A 14,307-nucleotide genomic window follows, 5' to 3' on the forward strand; every position below is an offset into this window, starting at 1 on the left:
TCGGCGCGTCGGGCTGCCGGATCCTGGTGACGCTGCTGCACGAGATGGTCAAGCGCGATGCGAAGCGCGGGCTGGCGTCGCTGTGCATCGGCGGCGGGATGGGTGTCGCACTCGCGGTCGAGCGCCCGTAACCGGCCGTTCGTTACCGTCGAACCGAATCCGAGGCACCGGCCGATTGCGGCTTCGGCCGGCGCCACGTGAAGTCAGAGGGGGCCTCGGCAGCTCTCGAAACCAAAAAATGGAGTGAGATTCATGTCTCAGCGAATTGCGTACGTAACGGGCGGGATGGGCGGCATCGGCACCAGCATCTGCCAGCGTCTGTTGAAGGACGGCTTCAAGGTCGTCGCGGGTTGCGGCCCGAACTCGCCGCGCCGCGTGAAATGGATCGAGGACCAGAAGGCACTCGGGTACGATTTCATCGCGTCGGAAGGCAACGTCGGCGACTGGGACTCGACCAAGGAAGCCTTCGACAAGGTCAAGGCCGAAGTCGGCGAAATCGACGTGCTGGTCAACAACGCGGGCATCACGCGCGACGTCGTGTTCCGCAAGATGACGCACGAAGACTGGACGGCCGTGATCGACACCAACCTGACGAGCCTGTTCAACGTGACGAAGCAGGTGATCGACGGGATGGTCGAACGTGGCTGGGGCCGCATCATCAACATTTCGTCGGTGAACGGCCAGAAAGGGCAATTCGGCCAGACCAACTACTCGACCGCGAAGGCCGGCATCCACGGCTTCACGATGTCGCTCGCACAGGAAGTCGCGACGAAGGGCGTGACGGTCAACACCGTGTCGCCGGGCTACATCGGCACCGACATGGTGAAGGCGATCCGCCCCGACGTGCTCGAGAAGATCGTTGCGACGATCCCGGTGCGGCGTCTCGGCGGGCCCGAGGAAATCGGCTCGATCGTCGCGTGGCTCGCGTCGAACGATTCCGGTTTCGCGACGGGTGCCGACTTCTCGCTGAACGGCGGCCTGCACATGGGCTGATGCCCAGGCTGCGCGGGCCGGGTGGCCGCGCAGCCGGGTGTGTTCCGAAGGCCCCCGCCTCCCGGATTCGGGCGGCGGGGATTCGTCACTTGCGCTACGCTGCATTGAAAGGCGTTACATGACTACTACAAAGAAGACGGCCGAACGGCTCATCAAGAAGTACCCGAACCGCCGGCTCTACGATACCGAGACAAGCACGTACATTACGCTCACCGACGTGAAGCAACTCGTGCTGGAGCAGGAGGATTTCAAGGTCGTCGATGCGAAATCCAACGAAGACCTGACGCGCAGCATCCTCTTGCAGATCATCCTCGAAGAGGAAAGCGGCGGCGTGCCGATGTTCTCGTCGTCGATGCTGTCGCAGATCATCCGTTTCTACGGCCACGCGATGCAGGGAATGATGGGTACGTACCTGGAAAAGAACATCCAGGCGTTCATCGACATCCAGAACAAGCTCGCGGATCAGTCGAAGAACCTGTACGAAGGCAACGCGATGAATCCGGAAGTCTGGTCGCAATTCATGAACATGCAGGCACCGATGATGCAGGGGATGATGACCAGCTACATCGAGCAGTCGAAGAACATGTTCGTGCAGATGCAGGAGCAGATGCAGAACCAGGCGAAGTCGATGTTCAGCACGTTCCCGTTCAAGCAGCCGGGCGCGTCGGAGCCGGAAAAGAAGTAGCGATGTCGCGGCAGGCCGGCCGCGGCGGCGCGAGCCGTCGGGCGTCGGTGCCGCGAAGCAAGGTGGCGCGGGGCGGCCGATCGCGTGCCCGGGCACGACGGTACGCGGCTGCTGCCTGCCGAAAGATATCGCCGACGGTCGTTCATGATCGTCGGCACGACATGCTCGCGCCGCATATGGGGCGGGCATGACCGTTGTCCAGTCGATCGAGATCCAGTCAGCAAACGAATTGAATCACCGGGCACGACGCGCCTGACGGTGCGCGCTTGTACCGGTGCAGGTGTTTGCCTGCCGACCCGACTCGGTGCGGACCGTGATGTGTCGACGCTGCCTTTGGCGAATCGCTGTATCGGGCCTCGGGCACGACAGGATGTTCGATGCCGCGTCGATGCGGTGCGCCGATAAAAACAATTCTACTGAGAGAAAGCATGCGACGGATCCGAATGGCATCGGCCGGCAGGCTGGGCGGTCTTGCTGCGGTGTTCATGTTTGGCGTTGGCCTGGCCGTTCCGGGCTTTGCGATGGATTGCGCGAAAGCCGCGCAGCCGATCGAGAAGCGCATCTGTGCGAACGCCGCGCTGCGGGCGGCCGATGCGCGAATGAATTCAGCCTACGCGGGCGCGCTGAAGGCCGCGCCGGACGCGGCTATCCGCGACATGCTGGTGCGCAGCCAGCGCCGCTGGATCGGCGCGCGCAACAACCGTCTCGACGCCGATTACGAAGGCCGTCCGCTGGCCGCCAATGAAGTGCGCAAGGCAATCGACCGACGCAGCGCCGAGCTGGCCGATCAGTCCGGTAAAGGCCTGGTCGCGCGAGCGCTGGCCGAACGCCAGTGGCTCGCGAAATACACGGGCGGCCCGTTGACCGGTTTCGATGGAAACTGCGATTTCATTCCCGACGATGCGAGCGGCGCACACGTTTCATATGCGTGTTTCGGCGCGGTTCATGTGCAGCATCGTGCACGCGTCTGCAGCCAGAGCGAGGACTGGGCGACCGGCGCGGTTTATCAGTACCGCTCGGTGAGCGCGGCCGACGGCGGGAAGGTGCGCCCGGTGGCGTTCTGCGAGACGCAGGCGCATGGGCAATCGTGTGATAGCGGTGGTGCGCAGTCCGGATGGGTGCGGGCGCGCACGTTCGGCGTGGATGGCCGTGCGCCGGCGCCGGCCGCCGGCATGCCGCAACTGGATGCGGAAATGTGGCCGATCGGCGACGGGGATGATGCGGTGTGGTTCGAACGGTGTCTGACTGCGTCGGTGTTTCCGGATGCGCGGTAACGTGCAGCGTTTCGTGTTCTGGCAAGGCCCGCCATGGCGGGCTTTTTTATTGTTCGTCGGCGGGGGCATGCGCAGCCGATGTCGATCGATCATCGGCTGCGATGTCACACACGTGTGCGCCGCATGACCAGCGGTTCAGACCGAGGCCATTCGTTTCGTTGTCGCTCAGTGCGCGGGACTGAAGTCCTGGTCGTCGTCCGACGGTGGCAGGTCGAGCACGAGCTTGACGGCGCTGTAGTTCGCCTTGAGCGAAAACACGCGGCCGATCACGAGGAACGTCTGCCGCGAATTCTCGAGTTCGACGAAGTCGCCCGGTTGCGGTACGTGCGCACCCTGGTCGTAGGAGAAGCTGGTGCTGGTTTGCTCGCCGATGGCTTCGGCTGCGTGTTCGGTGAATTCGATCGTGATGTGGGTAGTCATGCGGGCCCCGATATGGCTGATTGAAGAGACTGGAAGCCTCGATTTTCGCATAGCGGCTGGCAGCATTCGTGCTGGTGTTGCGCGATGCGGCCAGTCGATGGCGAGTCGACCGTTCCCCGTTTAGCAGTGAAAGAGTCATATCCGGCTCAGTGTCGGAGACGGGGCGTTGGTGCGCGACATGCGGAATCGACGCTCCCTGTTGCCCCTCTCTGTCCATTTTGGGCTGCTGGATCTGACTGGTTTGCTTGCACCACCAGTTTGCGTGGCGCACCGCCACGCTCGTATTGGCTGGCCAACACGTAAAGCAGTGACAACCACGCTTCGCGATGGTTGCCGAGTCAGTCGAGGATGGGGGCTGCATGTAGAGCAGTCCCGTGGCCGCGCAGTGCAGGCGATACGCGCGCCTCTCACGACGGCGAATCTGAAGGGGATGGTTCAGTGGGGCATGCCGTGGGTGCCGGGGCAATTCAACAACGAGATCAAAGGTATCGACAGCACCTGGCACCGCAAACTGTTGTAGCGGTCCTGCTACGCGGTTATGTCATGGAGCAAAGCCATTGTTCCGAGATACTGGAGCAAGGCGACATCTGCGTTGTCGGTAACTCGACCTGCCATGACACACGCAGCGGCTTGGTCATCCATTTCAAGAAGGAAGTCACGGAGGTCGATCGGATGGCTTTGCGTATCTGCTACGAGGCTGATAAACGACAAGCAGGCTGCGTGCTATTTCTCCGCAAACGTCCCGGCCTCGATCCACACCATCTTGCCGGGATTCAGATACTTGCGGATGGCGGTGTTGACCTGATCGACGGTCAGGGCGCGGACGCGCTGCGGATAGGTATCGAGGTCGCTCAGCGGACGATCCTGGAGCACGGTCTGGGCGATCATGGCGGCCATCTGCCCGGTGGTTTCCATGGAGACTTGATGGCGGCCGATCATGCCGTCCTTGCGTGCATCCAGTTCCGCCTGGGTAACCCCTTGTTTCCACCAGGCATCCAGAATGCGGCGCGTGCTGGCAACGCCCTTGTCCAGCAGGGGCGGGGCGAAGCTGCTGGTGATGACGAATCCGCCGTCCATCAGGGAGAGCCCGGACAGGCTGGCACGGATGCCGTAGGTCAGGCCTTCCTTGTCGCGGACGCTCGCCATCAGCCGGCCAGTGAAGCCGTTCCCGAGGACGTTGACGGCCGCGCTCAAGGGCAGGTAATCGGCATCGTTCGCGCGCAGGTCGATGGCCTGACCCAGCATCACGCTGACGGATGCCTTGTCCTTCATTGCGATTCGCTGCATGTCGGCCTGGCTCGCCTTGGGTGGCGGACTCTGTCGCACGAGGGCCTTGCCACCGCTCCAGCCCGCGAAGGCCTCGGTCACCGTGGATTGCAGGCGACCCGGGTCCGCTCCACCCACTACCACCAGCGTCATATGTGCCGGTCCGTAGTAGGTTCGATGAAACGCCTTGATATCGTCCAGCGTGGCAGCGGCAATGGCCTCGAGCATCCGCTCGCGCGGCACCGGGGCGTTGAGGTGCGCATCGGGGTAGATGGATCGATGCAGCGCGTCGCTGGCCCGGACCGACGGGTTTTCTCCGGCGTTACGGACCGCGGCCTCCAGCCGGGTCTTGGCCTTGGCCAGTTCCTCCGGCTTGAAGGCCGGCAGGCGCAACTGCTCGGCCATCAGGTCGATCAGCGTCGGCAGATCCTTGGTCAGGCATTGGCCGTGTATGCCGACGTAGCCACCGTCGGACTGGAACGACAACTGCGCACCGAGGCTGTCCAGCAGCGCGGAGATCGCCACCTTGTCGCGACGGGCGCTGCCATCCTGCAGCAACATGCCGGTCAGCAGGGGCACGGCCGGATTGGCTGTCTTGCTGGCCGCGTCGGCGTCGCCCAGGGGCATGACACCGGACAGGGACACCATTTCATGCGGCGGCATCGGATAGGTCAGCAGCGCGATGCTGCCGGCCTGGGCGCGCACGACGCGGTCGGCGATGCCTGCCTGAGCCGCAACAGGCAGCCACAGCACGGCGAACCACACGAACCACGTCCGCAGATGGCTGAAACGCAGATGCTTCATGAAGATTGCTCCGGGACGAACCAGCCGGTTGTGCTCTGATTTTCAATGAGGTACTTGCGGGCGACGCGCTGCACGTCGGCGGGCGTCACCTTCTCCAGTTCTTCAAGCTCGGTGACGAACCGTGTCCAGTCGCCCAGCGAGACCGCGTAGCCCAATCGGGCGGACGTCAAGCTGACGCCGTCACGCTGGTAGATCTGATCGGCCCGGTACGGCCCCAGCACCCGCTGGATATCCTCGCGAGTGACGCCCTCGGTCTTGATGCGCTCCAGTTCGGTCCAGGCGATTTTCTCGGCCTGCTCGTGTTTCGCGTCGGGCGGCAGGCTGACGGTCACCACGAACGGACCGGGGTCGCGCAGCGCATGGAAGCTGGCGCCGGCTTGCGTGGCAATCGAGGTGTCGACCAGTGCGCGATACAGCGGGCTGCTCTTGCCCTGGCTCAATACTAGGCCCAGTACGGTCAGGGCCGCCGCATCGGGGTCAAGCGCACGCGGCGCCTTGAAGGCGATGATCAGATTGCCTGTTGCGCCTGCGCGTTTGAGCACCAGCCTTCGAGGCCCCTGCTGCGGAGGTTCTTCGGTCGTGACAGCAGGGATGGCCTTGGGCGCGTGCGGGATGCCGCTGTAGTACTGCCTGACCCAGCCCAACGCCTGGTCCGGCCGAAAATCGCCGACCAGGATGACGACTGCGTTGTCCGGCCAGTAGAAGGTGTCGTAGAAGCGGCGCAGCTTGTCCACGCTCACATGCTCGATGTCGCTACGCCAGCCGATGGTGGGATGGTGATAGGGGTGCGCCTGGTAAGCAGTGGCCATGACCTGCTGGAACAATGCGGTGAAAGGGCGGTTCTCGCCCCGCTCGTACTCGTTGCGTACCACCGTCATCTCGCTGGCCAGATCTTCCGGGCGCAGCAGGAGGTTGCGCATGCGGTCGGCCTCGATGGCGATGTAGCCTTCCAGCGCATCGCGCCCGAGCGTGCCGAAGTAGTTGGTGCGGTCCATCGAGGTGGTTGCGTTGAAGGTCGCGCCCACTCGCTCCATGTAGCTGTTCAGTGAATTGCCGAGCGCCTTGTTGTAGTGCCGGCTGCCCTTGAACATCAGGTGCTCGAGCAGGTGGGTGTCGCCGGTCGTGCCGGCGGCTTCGTTGCGTGAGCCCACTTGGTACAGCACCTGGAAACTGACCACCGTCGCAGCGGGATCGGGCAAGGCAAGCACGGTGAGACCGTTGGCATCCAGGCGGTATTCGTCGATACCGCCCAGGGAGCGGACGTGGGTAAAACCCGCTACCTCGACGGGTTGGGCCATCGCCGTGCCTGCAATCAACAGGCACAGCGAGAGCCCGGTGCATATCAAACGTCGTACTGACATGGAACGTCCTTTCGTGTAGGCAGGATGAACGCGGAAGATCGGGTGCCGGCCCGGCGGTCAGTTGACCTGCCATGCGTCGAGCGCGGCGAACGTGAAGTCTTTCATATTTTCCGATGCACGTTGATTGATGGCGCGTTGCGGGGACATCAATGCCGTGATGCGCCCGTTGACGGCCATACGCTGTTTGACCGTCGATGCGTAGCGACAGACGGCGCGATCTCCGTTAAATGTGCAGATCACCTGAAAGCGATTGTCGGGCTTGGACTTCTTCGATGACGCATCGTCCTGGGGTTTGGCGGCAAACAACGCAGGCAGGAGATCGATCGACGCTGAAGCACCGGCGGAAAATCGGGACTCGTCGCCGGTGCCCCGGTCGAGCGTGGCGGCGATGGAGGCGCGACTGGGCAGTCTGTCGCACGCGACGCGGTTTGGGGGCCAACGGCCCGCGTTGACCCGGGCGGTATGCTGCCGTGCCGGTTCTGCCGTCGTGGGCGTGGCGGCCTCGGCGTTCATCGAGGCCGGTACGGCGACCAGCAGCGCAAGTCGGCGCGCGAGCACGCGCAAGGTGGCGACCTTCATTCGGCATCCCGTTCCAGGGTAAGGGCGATCGACGCGCGACCGCAATCGATAGGCTCGTGCGGCCCGACTTCGTGACATCGAAGGCAGCGCGGCCTCGTGGCGAGCTGGTGAGCCAAATTCGACCCGACGTGGCAATGCAGGCGGGGCGGGGAGACTCAGGTGCGATGCTACTTCGCGCCCCATCATCGTGAAATGAGACGAGTTCGAATTTTTGGGGCAGAACGGGCGTATTCGTCAGCACGACCCGCCCATGAAAGATCGTGAACGCAGGCTGCGTTTCGCCTTCCTTTCGGTCGAAAGCTCGCGGATGCAGCACACCGGGATTGGAAGGAAGCGTGGTGCTGTGAGCGCATCAAGTTCCTTTGTTTGGGTGTCGCGCGGGCTGATCGGACGGCAATGCATTGTTTCAAAATGAAAGGGACATATCAAGCATGCCTTGCATGACGGCCGTTGGCGGGGCGTGCATCCGATTTGACGGTCGATGCCGCCGCCGGCCGCCTGTTTTGCCTCGCCACCCCTAAATCGCTGTAAACTCACGCTTTTGCTGCCACGCCCCCACACATCCAGATGTCCCAATCCCCCAAAGTAGGGTTCGTATCCCTCGGCTGCCCCAAGGCGCTCGTCGATTCCGAACAAATCATCACGCAGCTGCGCGCCGAAGGTTATGAAATCTCCGGCACCTACGACGGTGCCGACCTCGTCGTCGTGAACACCTGCGGCTTCATCGACGAAGCCGTGCAGGAAAGCCTCGACGCGATCGGCGAAGCGCTGACCGAGAACGGCAAGGTGATCGTCACCGGCTGCCTCGGCGCGAAGTCGAGCGCCAGCGGCTCGAACCTGATCGAGGAAGTCCATCCGAAGGTGCTCGCCGTCACCGGCCCGCACGCGGTGGGCGAAGTGATGCAGGCCGTGCATTCGCACCTGCCGAAGCCGCACGACCCGTTCACCGACCTCGTGCCGGCGGCCGGCATCAAGCTCACGCCGCGCCACTACGCATACCTGAAGATTTCCGAAGGCTGCAACCACCGTTGCACGTTCTGCATCATCCCGTCGATGCGCGGCGACCTCGTGTCGCGCCCGGTCGCCGAAGTGATGCTGGAAGCCGAGAACCTGTTCAAGTCGGGCGTGAAGGAACTGCTCGTGATCTCGCAGGACACGAGCGCATACGGCGTCGACGTGAAGTACCGCACGGGCTTCTGGAACGGCAAGCCGATCAAGACGCGCATGACCGACCTCGTCGCCGCGCTCGGCGAACTCGCCGCACAGTACGGCGCGTGGGTGCGCCTGCACTACGTGTACCCGTACCCGAGCGTCGACGAAGTGATTCCGCTGATGGCCGAAGGTCCGTTCAAGGGGCACGTGCTGCCGTATCTCGACGTGCCGTTCCAGCACGCGCATCCGGAAGTGCTGAAGCGCATGAAGCGTCCGGCGAACGCCGAGAAGGTGCTCGAGCGCGTGCAGAAGTGGCGCGAGATCTGCCCGGACCTGACGATCCGCAGTACCTTCATCGCGGGCTTCCCCGGCGAGACGGAAGAGCAGTTCGAAACGCTGCTCGACTTCATCCGCGAGGCGGAACTCGATCGCGTCGGCTGCTTCGCCTATTCGCCGGTCGAAGGCGCCACCGCGAACGAACTCGACGGCGCGCTGCCGGATGACGTTCGCGAGGAACGCCGCGCGCGCTTCATGGAAGTCGCCGAGGAAGTGTCGGCGAACCGCATCCAGCGCAAGGTCGGCAAGACGCTGAAGGTGCTGATCGACGAAGTCAGCGAGGAAGGCGGTATCGGCCGCACGGCAGCCGATGCGCCGGAAATCGACGGTGTCGTCTATGTCGAACCGGCGACGAAGGCATCGAAGCGCTACAAGGTCGGCGATTTCGTGTCCGTGAAGATCACGGGCGCCGACGGTCACGATCTGTGGGGCGAGGTGTAAGCGATGACCGCCGCATTTCCGGAGATCCTCGCGCTCGGCGAGGCGATGATCGAATTCAACCAGTCGCAGCCGGGTCATCCCGAATTCCTGCAGGGCTTCGGCGGCGACACGTCGAATTTCTGCATCGCGGCGGCGCGCCAGGGCGCGTCGACGGGCTTCGTGTCGGCGATCGGCGATGATCCGTTCGGCCGCTTGCTGGCCGACATGTGGCAGGCGGAACACGTCGACACGACTTACGTGCGGATCGATCGCACGGCGCCGACGGGCGTGTATTTCGTCACGCACGGCGCCGACGGTCACCAGTTCGACTATCTGCGCGCGGGCTCCGCCGCGAGCCGCTATGCGACGGGCGACCTGCCGCTCGACGCGCTCGCGGCCGCGAAGGCCGTGCACTTGTCGGGCATCAGCCTTGCGATCAGCACGGCCGCGTGCGACGCGGCGTTCGCGGCGATCGACCATGCGCGCCGCCACGGCGCGAAGGTCAGCTTCGACACGAACCTGCGTCTGAAGCTGTGGCCGTTGCCGCGCGCCCGCGCGGTGATGCGCGAAGCGCTGCGCCAGACGGACATCTGCCTGCCGAGCTGGGACGACGTCACGGCACTGACGGGCGCGAACGATCGCGATGCGATCGTCGATGCGATGCTCGAACACGGGCCGCAGGTCGTCGCGCTGAAGCTCGGCAAGGAAGGCGCGTATGTCGCGACGCCGAACGAGCGGCGCGTCGTGCCGGGCTTCACGGTCGAGGCTGTCGATGCGACGGGCGCGGGCGACTGCTTCGGTGGCGCGTTCGTCGCGCGGATCGTCGCGGGCGACGATCCGTTCGCGGCCGCGCGTTATGCGAATGCAGCGGCGGCGCTGTCGACGACAGGCTACGGCGCGGTCGCGCCGATTCCGCACCGCGACGCGGTGGAGCGCCTGATGCAAGGCTGACGCACCACGCGTACGCCGGCCACGGCCCCGCACGACGGGCAGGGCATCGCCGCGATTTTCGAGCGAATCTGAAGCAAGGAGCAACACAAGGTGGGTCGATATTCGGAATGGCAACGGGCGCTCGTCGTCGCAGGCGCGCTGGCAACGTGCCTCGCGATGCCGCGCGTGGTCGCGGCGCAGGCCGTCGCGCCGGGCGTGCAGCAGGATGAACCGGCAGCGGCGCGGCCGCTGAAGCCGAATCCCGAGTTCGCCCGCCTGCCGCGCTACGAAGGCACGCTTGGCGATCGACCGATCGTCGTGCATCTCGGCCCGAAGACGGACGAGGAAGGCGTGCACGGCGAGTACCAGTTCGCCGATACGGGCGAGGTCGTGCTGCTCGCGGGCGATCGCGACGGCGACACGCTCGAGATCGAGGAATCGAACGACGGCACGAACATCACGGGCGTGTGGGTGGGCCGCTTCGACACGACGGGCGACCTGAAGGCCGACCGGATGAACTCGGACGAATCGGATCCGCAGCCGGTCGTGCTGCGCCTGGCGCCGGGCAAGCGCGCGGCGCTGCAGGTGCGCGACGGCCGCGTGCAGGAAATCGAGACGGTGGGTGGCGTCGTCAACCTGCGCACCGACGACTGAGCGCGCGCTGGCTCGGCGGGCGCGGCGCGCATTGTACCGGGCCAAGCGCGCCGATTTTGGCTAATCTAGCGACATATTCCGCAACCGAACGGCCTCGTGTCCGGCTTCCTGTCATGACTGCATCCACTCCCAAGCGCGCACTTCAAACCCGTATCGTTCAACCCGACGACGTCATTCCGGAAGGCTTCCGGTCGTTCGTGCCGCCGGTCGCGCGTGCGTCGACGGTCGTGTTTCCCGATCTCGCGACGATGCGCGCGCTCGTCTGGCACAACGACAACCAGTGGCGCTACGGGCTGCACGCGACGCCGACGTCGCTCGCGCTCGCGCAGCGGCTTGCCGAGATCGAGGGCGGCACGCATGCGCTGCTGCAGCCGTCGGGCCTCGCGGCGATCATGAACGTGTACTTCGGGATCGTGAAAGCGGGCGACGACGTGCTGATTCCGCACAACGTGTACGGGCCGAACGCCGATTTCGGCAACTGGCTCGCGAAGGATTTCGGCATCACAGTGCGCTTCTACGATCCGCTGATCGGCGCCGGCATCGCCGACCTGATCCAGCCGGACACGCGGCTGATCTGGATCGAGGCGCCGGGTTCGGTGACGATGGAAGTGCCCGACGTGCAGGCGATCACCGCGGCCGCGAAGGCGCGCGGCATCGTCACCGCGATCGACAACACCTTCTCGGCCGGGCTCGCGTTCAAGCCGTTCGATCACGGCGTCGACATCTCGGTGCAGGCACTGACCAAGTATCAGTCGGGCGGCAGCGACGTGCTGATGGGCGCGACGATCACCGCGAACGCGGAACTGCACGCGAAGCTGAAGCTTGCGCGGATGCGCTGCGGGATCGGCGTGTCGGTCGACGATTGCTCGCTCGTGCTGCGCAGCCTGCCGAGCATGCAGGTGCGCTTCGACGCGCACGGCAAGAGCGCGCTCGCACTTGCGCAATGGCTGAAGGCGCGGCCGGAGATCGCGGCGGTGCTGCATCCGCAGATCGCCGATTGTCCGGGGCACGCGTCGTTCATGCGCGATTTCACAGGGGCGGGCGGGCTGTTCTCGGTGGTGTTCGACGAACGCTACAGCGCGGAGCAGATCGACCGCTTCGTCGAGTCGCTCGAACTGTTCGCGATCGGCTGGAGCTGGGGCGGTGCATGCAGCCTCGCGATGCCTTACGACGTCGCGTCGATGCGTCCGGACTGGACGCATCGCGGCACGCTGGTGCGTTTCTATGTCGGCCTGGAAGACGAAGCCGACCTGCGCGCGGACATCGAACGCGCGATGCAGGGCGTACTCGGCTGATCACGGGCCGCCAACGTTCCCGCGGAAAAACGAAACGCCGGCGCGATGCAATATCGCGCCGGCGTTTTTCATGGGTGGTCCGGCAGGATCAGAACAGCCGCAGCAGCCCGTCGAGGCCGACATGGTCGAACGCGACCGTCGCCGCGTCGCGCACGACCGGCTTCGCGTGGAACGCGACCGACAGCCCGGCTTCGGCCATCATCTTCAGGTCATTCGACCCGTCGCCCATCGCGATCGCCCGGCTCGGCGCGAGGCCGAGCGACGCACACGTGTCGCGCAGCAGGCGCGCCTTCACGTCGGCGTTGACGATTTCGCCGAGCACCTTGCCGGTCAGCTTGCCGTCGACGATCTCGAGCGTGTTCGCGTACGCGTAGTCGAGGCCGAGGCGCGCCTTCAGCCGCTCGGTGAAGAACGTGAAGCCGCCCGACACGAGCAGCGTCTTCATGCCCGCGGCCTTCACGCCGGCCAGCATCGTCTCGGCGCCCGGCGACAGTTGCAGCCGTTCCTCGTACACGCGTTCGAGCGCCTGTGCGTCGAGCCCGGCCAGCAGCGCGACGCGGCGCGTGAGGCTTTCGTTGAAGTCGCGGATCTCGCCGCGCATCGACGCTTCGGTGATCTCGGCGACCTGCGTTTTCAGCCCGCAGAAATCGGCGATCTCGTCGATGCATTCGATCGTGATCAGCGTCGAATCCATGTCCATCACGGTCAGCCCGAAATCGCCGAGCGTGCGGCCGGCCTCGACGAACGCGAAGTCGAGCGCGTGCGTGCCGCAGTACGCGTCGATGTCGAGGCGTTGCGCGGGATTCGCGTTTTCGATGCGCAGCGCGTGATCGTCGGTCTGCACGATGCGGGTGCCGCGCGATAGCGCGAGCAGCGGTTTGTGATGGGCGTCCGACAGCGGTGCAAGACTCTGGATGACGAGGTTGTGGGTCATGACGGGATGGTTGGGAGACGAATGAAATGCGTGCGCGGCCAACGGGCGGCCGCTTGCGGACGCGGGCCCCGTCCGGCGTCGGGCCCTTGCGTGGCGAACGCGCCATTGTAGCCGGTCGGCCGTGCCGGGCGGTCGGGGGCGGATCGAAACGGGGTGCGGCGCAGCGGTTATTGCGCGTCGTGGCCGTCCCAGTACGGCGGATCGCCGAAATGCTCGGCGAGGAACGCAATGAACGCGAGCGTTTTCAGCGGCACGTGCGCGCGGCTCGGATAGACGGCCCAGATCGCGACCTCTTCCGCGAACGGATAGTCGTCGAGCACCGTGACGAGCGCGCCGCTCGCGAGCAGCGGGCCGACATCCCAGGTCGACTTGATCGCGATCCCGAAGCCGTCGACGAGCGCTTCGCGAATCGCCTCGCCGTTGCTCGCGACGAGCCGGCCGCCGACCCGCACGGTCAGCGGGCCTTGCGGCGTCGCGAACGACCAGTCGCGCTGGTCGCCGAGGATCACGCATTCGTGCTGCGTCAGATCGGCCGGATGGCGCGGCGCACCGTGCTCGGCGAGATACGCGGGTGAGCAGCACAGCACGCGCCGGTTGGCGGCGAGCTTGCGCGCGACGAGCGTCGAATCCTTCAGTGCGCCGAGCCGGATCGCGACGTCGTAGCCGTCGTCGACGAGATCGACGATCTCGTCGGACAGCCGCAGGTCGAGCGACACCGACGGGTAGCGGCGCAGGAACGCGGGAATCACCGGCGCGACGTGCTGGCGGCCAAACGACGACGACATCGACACTTTCAGCCGTCCGTACGGCTCGGTGCGGCCATGGCCGACCGAGGCGCGTGCGGCGTCGGCGGCCGACAGCAGCGCGTCGGCGCGCGCCATGAAGATCTCGCCGTCCTGCGTGAGGCTGATGCGGCGCGTGGTGCGGTGCAGCAACCGCGCGCCGAGCTGGCGTTCGAGCTGCGCGATGCGTGCACTCGCGACCGCCGCTGACACGCCGAACTCGCGGCCGGCCGCGGTGACGTTCGCGAGCAGCGCCGCCCGCACGAACAGCGCGACGTCGAGCAGGTCGAGCGGTTTGTCGGGAATCGGAATCGGATCGGGCGCCATTGTTCTGAAATTCCTGAAAATGTTTCAGGAAATATAGCGGTTTTCTAGAATGATCGGGTTGCCTACGATGACGTTCATGGGGCTGCGCCGCGGCC

At 65.1% G+C, this 14,307-nt stretch carries 14 protein-coding genes and 1 pseudogene; 9 read left to right on the top strand and 6 right to left on the bottom strand.

Annotated elements, in window-relative coordinates:
- The 4 genes and pseudogenes from HWX87_RS15140 to HWX87_RS15155 form a co-directional block, all read left to right on the top strand.
- A pseudogene (locus tag HWX87_RS15140) lies at window positions 1–131 on the top strand (acetyl-CoA C-acetyltransferase); the annotation flags it as partial.
- Between the two features lie 121 nt (window positions 132–252).
- Window positions 253–993, top strand: coding sequence for a 3-ketoacyl-ACP reductase (locus HWX87_RS15145; protein ID WP_166964704.1), 741 nt, complete (start codon window positions 253–255; stop codon window positions 991–993).
- Between the two features lie 118 nt (window positions 994–1,111).
- A complete protein-coding gene (phaR, locus tag HWX87_RS15150; RefSeq protein ID WP_006485265.1) occupies window positions 1,112–1,678 on the top strand; it encodes a polyhydroxyalkanoate synthesis repressor PhaR in 567 nt (188 codons plus the stop codon).
- Between the two features lie 485 nt (window positions 1,679–2,163).
- Entirely contained in the window at window positions 2,164–2,952 is a 789-nt protein-coding gene (locus tag HWX87_RS15155; RefSeq protein WP_244137696.1) for a lysozyme inhibitor LprI family protein, read from the top strand.
- Window positions 2,953–3,117: 165 nt separating this feature from the next.
- Here the strand turns inward: HWX87_RS15155 and HWX87_RS15160 are convergent, their stop codons facing one another.
- From HWX87_RS15160 to HWX87_RS15175, 4 genes are all read right to left on the bottom strand, one after another.
- A complete protein-coding gene (locus HWX87_RS15160; protein ID WP_176047872.1) occupies window positions 3,118–3,372 on the bottom strand; it encodes a hypothetical protein in 255 nt (84 codons plus the stop codon).
- 723 nt (window positions 3,373–4,095) lie between these two features.
- Window positions 4,096–5,442 carry a pitrilysin family protein gene (locus HWX87_RS15165; protein ID WP_176047873.1) on the bottom strand — a complete coding sequence of 449 codons (1,347 nt, stop codon included), beginning with the start codon at window positions 5,440–5,442 and terminating at the stop codon, window positions 4,096–4,098.
- On the bottom strand, window positions 5,439–6,803 hold the full coding sequence (locus HWX87_RS15170) for a pitrilysin family protein (RefSeq protein WP_176047874.1): 1,365 nt from the start codon (window positions 6,801–6,803) through the stop codon (window positions 5,439–5,441). The genes HWX87_RS15165 and HWX87_RS15170 overlap by 4 nt, the downstream gene beginning before the upstream one ends.
- A 57-nt stretch (window positions 6,804–6,860) precedes the next feature.
- Complete coding sequence (locus HWX87_RS15175; protein WP_176047875.1) at window positions 6,861–7,382, bottom strand: hypothetical protein; 522 nt, start codon at window positions 7,380–7,382, stop codon at window positions 6,861–6,863.
- A gap of 250 nt (window positions 7,383–7,632) precedes the next feature.
- Between HWX87_RS15175 and HWX87_RS15180 the strand changes: the two genes are divergently transcribed.
- From HWX87_RS15180 to HWX87_RS15200, 5 genes are all read left to right on the top strand, one after another.
- On the top strand, window positions 7,633–7,797 hold the full coding sequence (locus HWX87_RS15180; protein WP_176047876.1) for a hypothetical protein: 165 nt from the start codon (window positions 7,633–7,635) through the stop codon (window positions 7,795–7,797).
- Between the two features lie 152 nt (window positions 7,798–7,949).
- Window positions 7,950–9,311: a 30S ribosomal protein S12 methylthiotransferase RimO gene (rimO, locus tag HWX87_RS15185; protein ID WP_059234056.1), complete on the top strand. Its 1,362-nt coding sequence runs from the start codon at window positions 7,950–7,952 to the stop codon at window positions 9,309–9,311.
- A 3-nt stretch (window positions 9,312–9,314) separates the two neighbouring features.
- Window positions 9,315–10,241 carry a sugar kinase gene (locus HWX87_RS15190; protein ID WP_176047877.1) on the top strand — a complete coding sequence of 309 codons (927 nt, stop codon included), beginning with the start codon at window positions 9,315–9,317 and terminating at the stop codon, window positions 10,239–10,241.
- Between the two features lie 90 nt (window positions 10,242–10,331).
- Window positions 10,332–10,874, top strand: a complete 543-nt coding sequence (locus HWX87_RS15195) for a hypothetical protein (RefSeq protein ID WP_176047878.1) — start codon at window positions 10,332–10,334, stop codon at window positions 10,872–10,874.
- Window positions 10,875–10,987: 113 nt separating this feature from the next.
- Window positions 10,988–12,169 (top strand): cystathionine beta-lyase, encoded by a 1,182-nt coding sequence (locus HWX87_RS15200; RefSeq protein ID WP_176047879.1) that lies wholly within the window; start codon window positions 10,988–10,990, stop codon window positions 12,167–12,169.
- Between the two features lie 88 nt (window positions 12,170–12,257).
- Here the strand turns inward: HWX87_RS15200 and serB are convergent, their stop codons facing one another.
- Entirely contained in the window at window positions 12,258–13,103 is an 846-nt protein-coding gene (gene serB / locus HWX87_RS15205) for a phosphoserine phosphatase SerB (RefSeq protein ID WP_176047880.1), read from the bottom strand.
- Between the two features lie 167 nt (window positions 13,104–13,270).
- Window positions 13,271–14,212, bottom strand: coding sequence for a LysR family transcriptional regulator (locus HWX87_RS15210; RefSeq protein WP_176047881.1), 942 nt, complete (start codon window positions 14,210–14,212; stop codon window positions 13,271–13,273).
- Window positions 14,213–14,307: the final 95 nt, after the last annotated feature.

Source organism: Burkholderia sp. BCC1644 (assembly GCF_902833225.1).
Lineage (GTDB): Bacteria > Pseudomonadota > Gammaproteobacteria > Burkholderiales > Burkholderiaceae > Burkholderia.

Bases quoted from the DNA above. Each gene is read 5' to 3' on its own strand.
- HWX87_RS15145 (WP_166964704.1), top strand. From the start codon at position 253: ATGTCTCAGCGAATTGCGTACGTAACGGGCGGGATGGGCGGCATCGGC.
- phaR (WP_006485265.1), top strand. From the start codon at position 1,112: ATGACTACTACAAAGAAGACGGCCGAACGGCTCATCAAGAAGTACCCG.
- HWX87_RS15155 (WP_244137696.1), top strand. From the start codon at position 2,164: ATGTTTGGCGTTGGCCTGGCCGTTCCGGGCTTTGCGATGGATTGCGCG.
- HWX87_RS15160 (WP_176047872.1), bottom strand. From the start codon at position 3,372: ATGACTACCCACATCACGATCGAATTCACCGAACACGCAGCCGAAGCC.
- HWX87_RS15165 (WP_176047873.1), bottom strand. From the start codon at position 5,442: ATGAAGCATCTGCGTTTCAGCCATCTGCGGACGTGGTTCGTGTGGTTC.
- HWX87_RS15170 (WP_176047874.1), bottom strand. From the start codon at position 6,803: ATGTCAGTACGACGTTTGATATGCACCGGGCTCTCGCTGTGCCTGTTG.
- HWX87_RS15175 (WP_176047875.1), bottom strand. From the start codon at position 7,382: ATGAAGGTCGCCACCTTGCGCGTGCTCGCGCGCCGACTTGCGCTGCTG.
- HWX87_RS15180 (WP_176047876.1), top strand. From the start codon at position 7,633: ATGAAAGATCGTGAACGCAGGCTGCGTTTCGCCTTCCTTTCGGTCGAA.
- rimO (WP_059234056.1), top strand. From the start codon at position 7,950: ATGTCCCAATCCCCCAAAGTAGGGTTCGTATCCCTCGGCTGCCCCAAG.
- HWX87_RS15190 (WP_176047877.1), top strand. From the start codon at position 9,315: ATGACCGCCGCATTTCCGGAGATCCTCGCGCTCGGCGAGGCGATGATC.
- HWX87_RS15200 (WP_176047879.1), top strand. From the start codon at position 10,988: ATGACTGCATCCACTCCCAAGCGCGCACTTCAAACCCGTATCGTTCAA.
- serB (WP_176047880.1), bottom strand. From the start codon at position 13,103: ATGACCCACAACCTCGTCATCCAGAGTCTTGCACCGCTGTCGGACGCC.
- HWX87_RS15210 (WP_176047881.1), bottom strand. From the start codon at position 14,212: ATGGCGCCCGATCCGATTCCGATTCCCGACAAACCGCTCGACCTGCTC.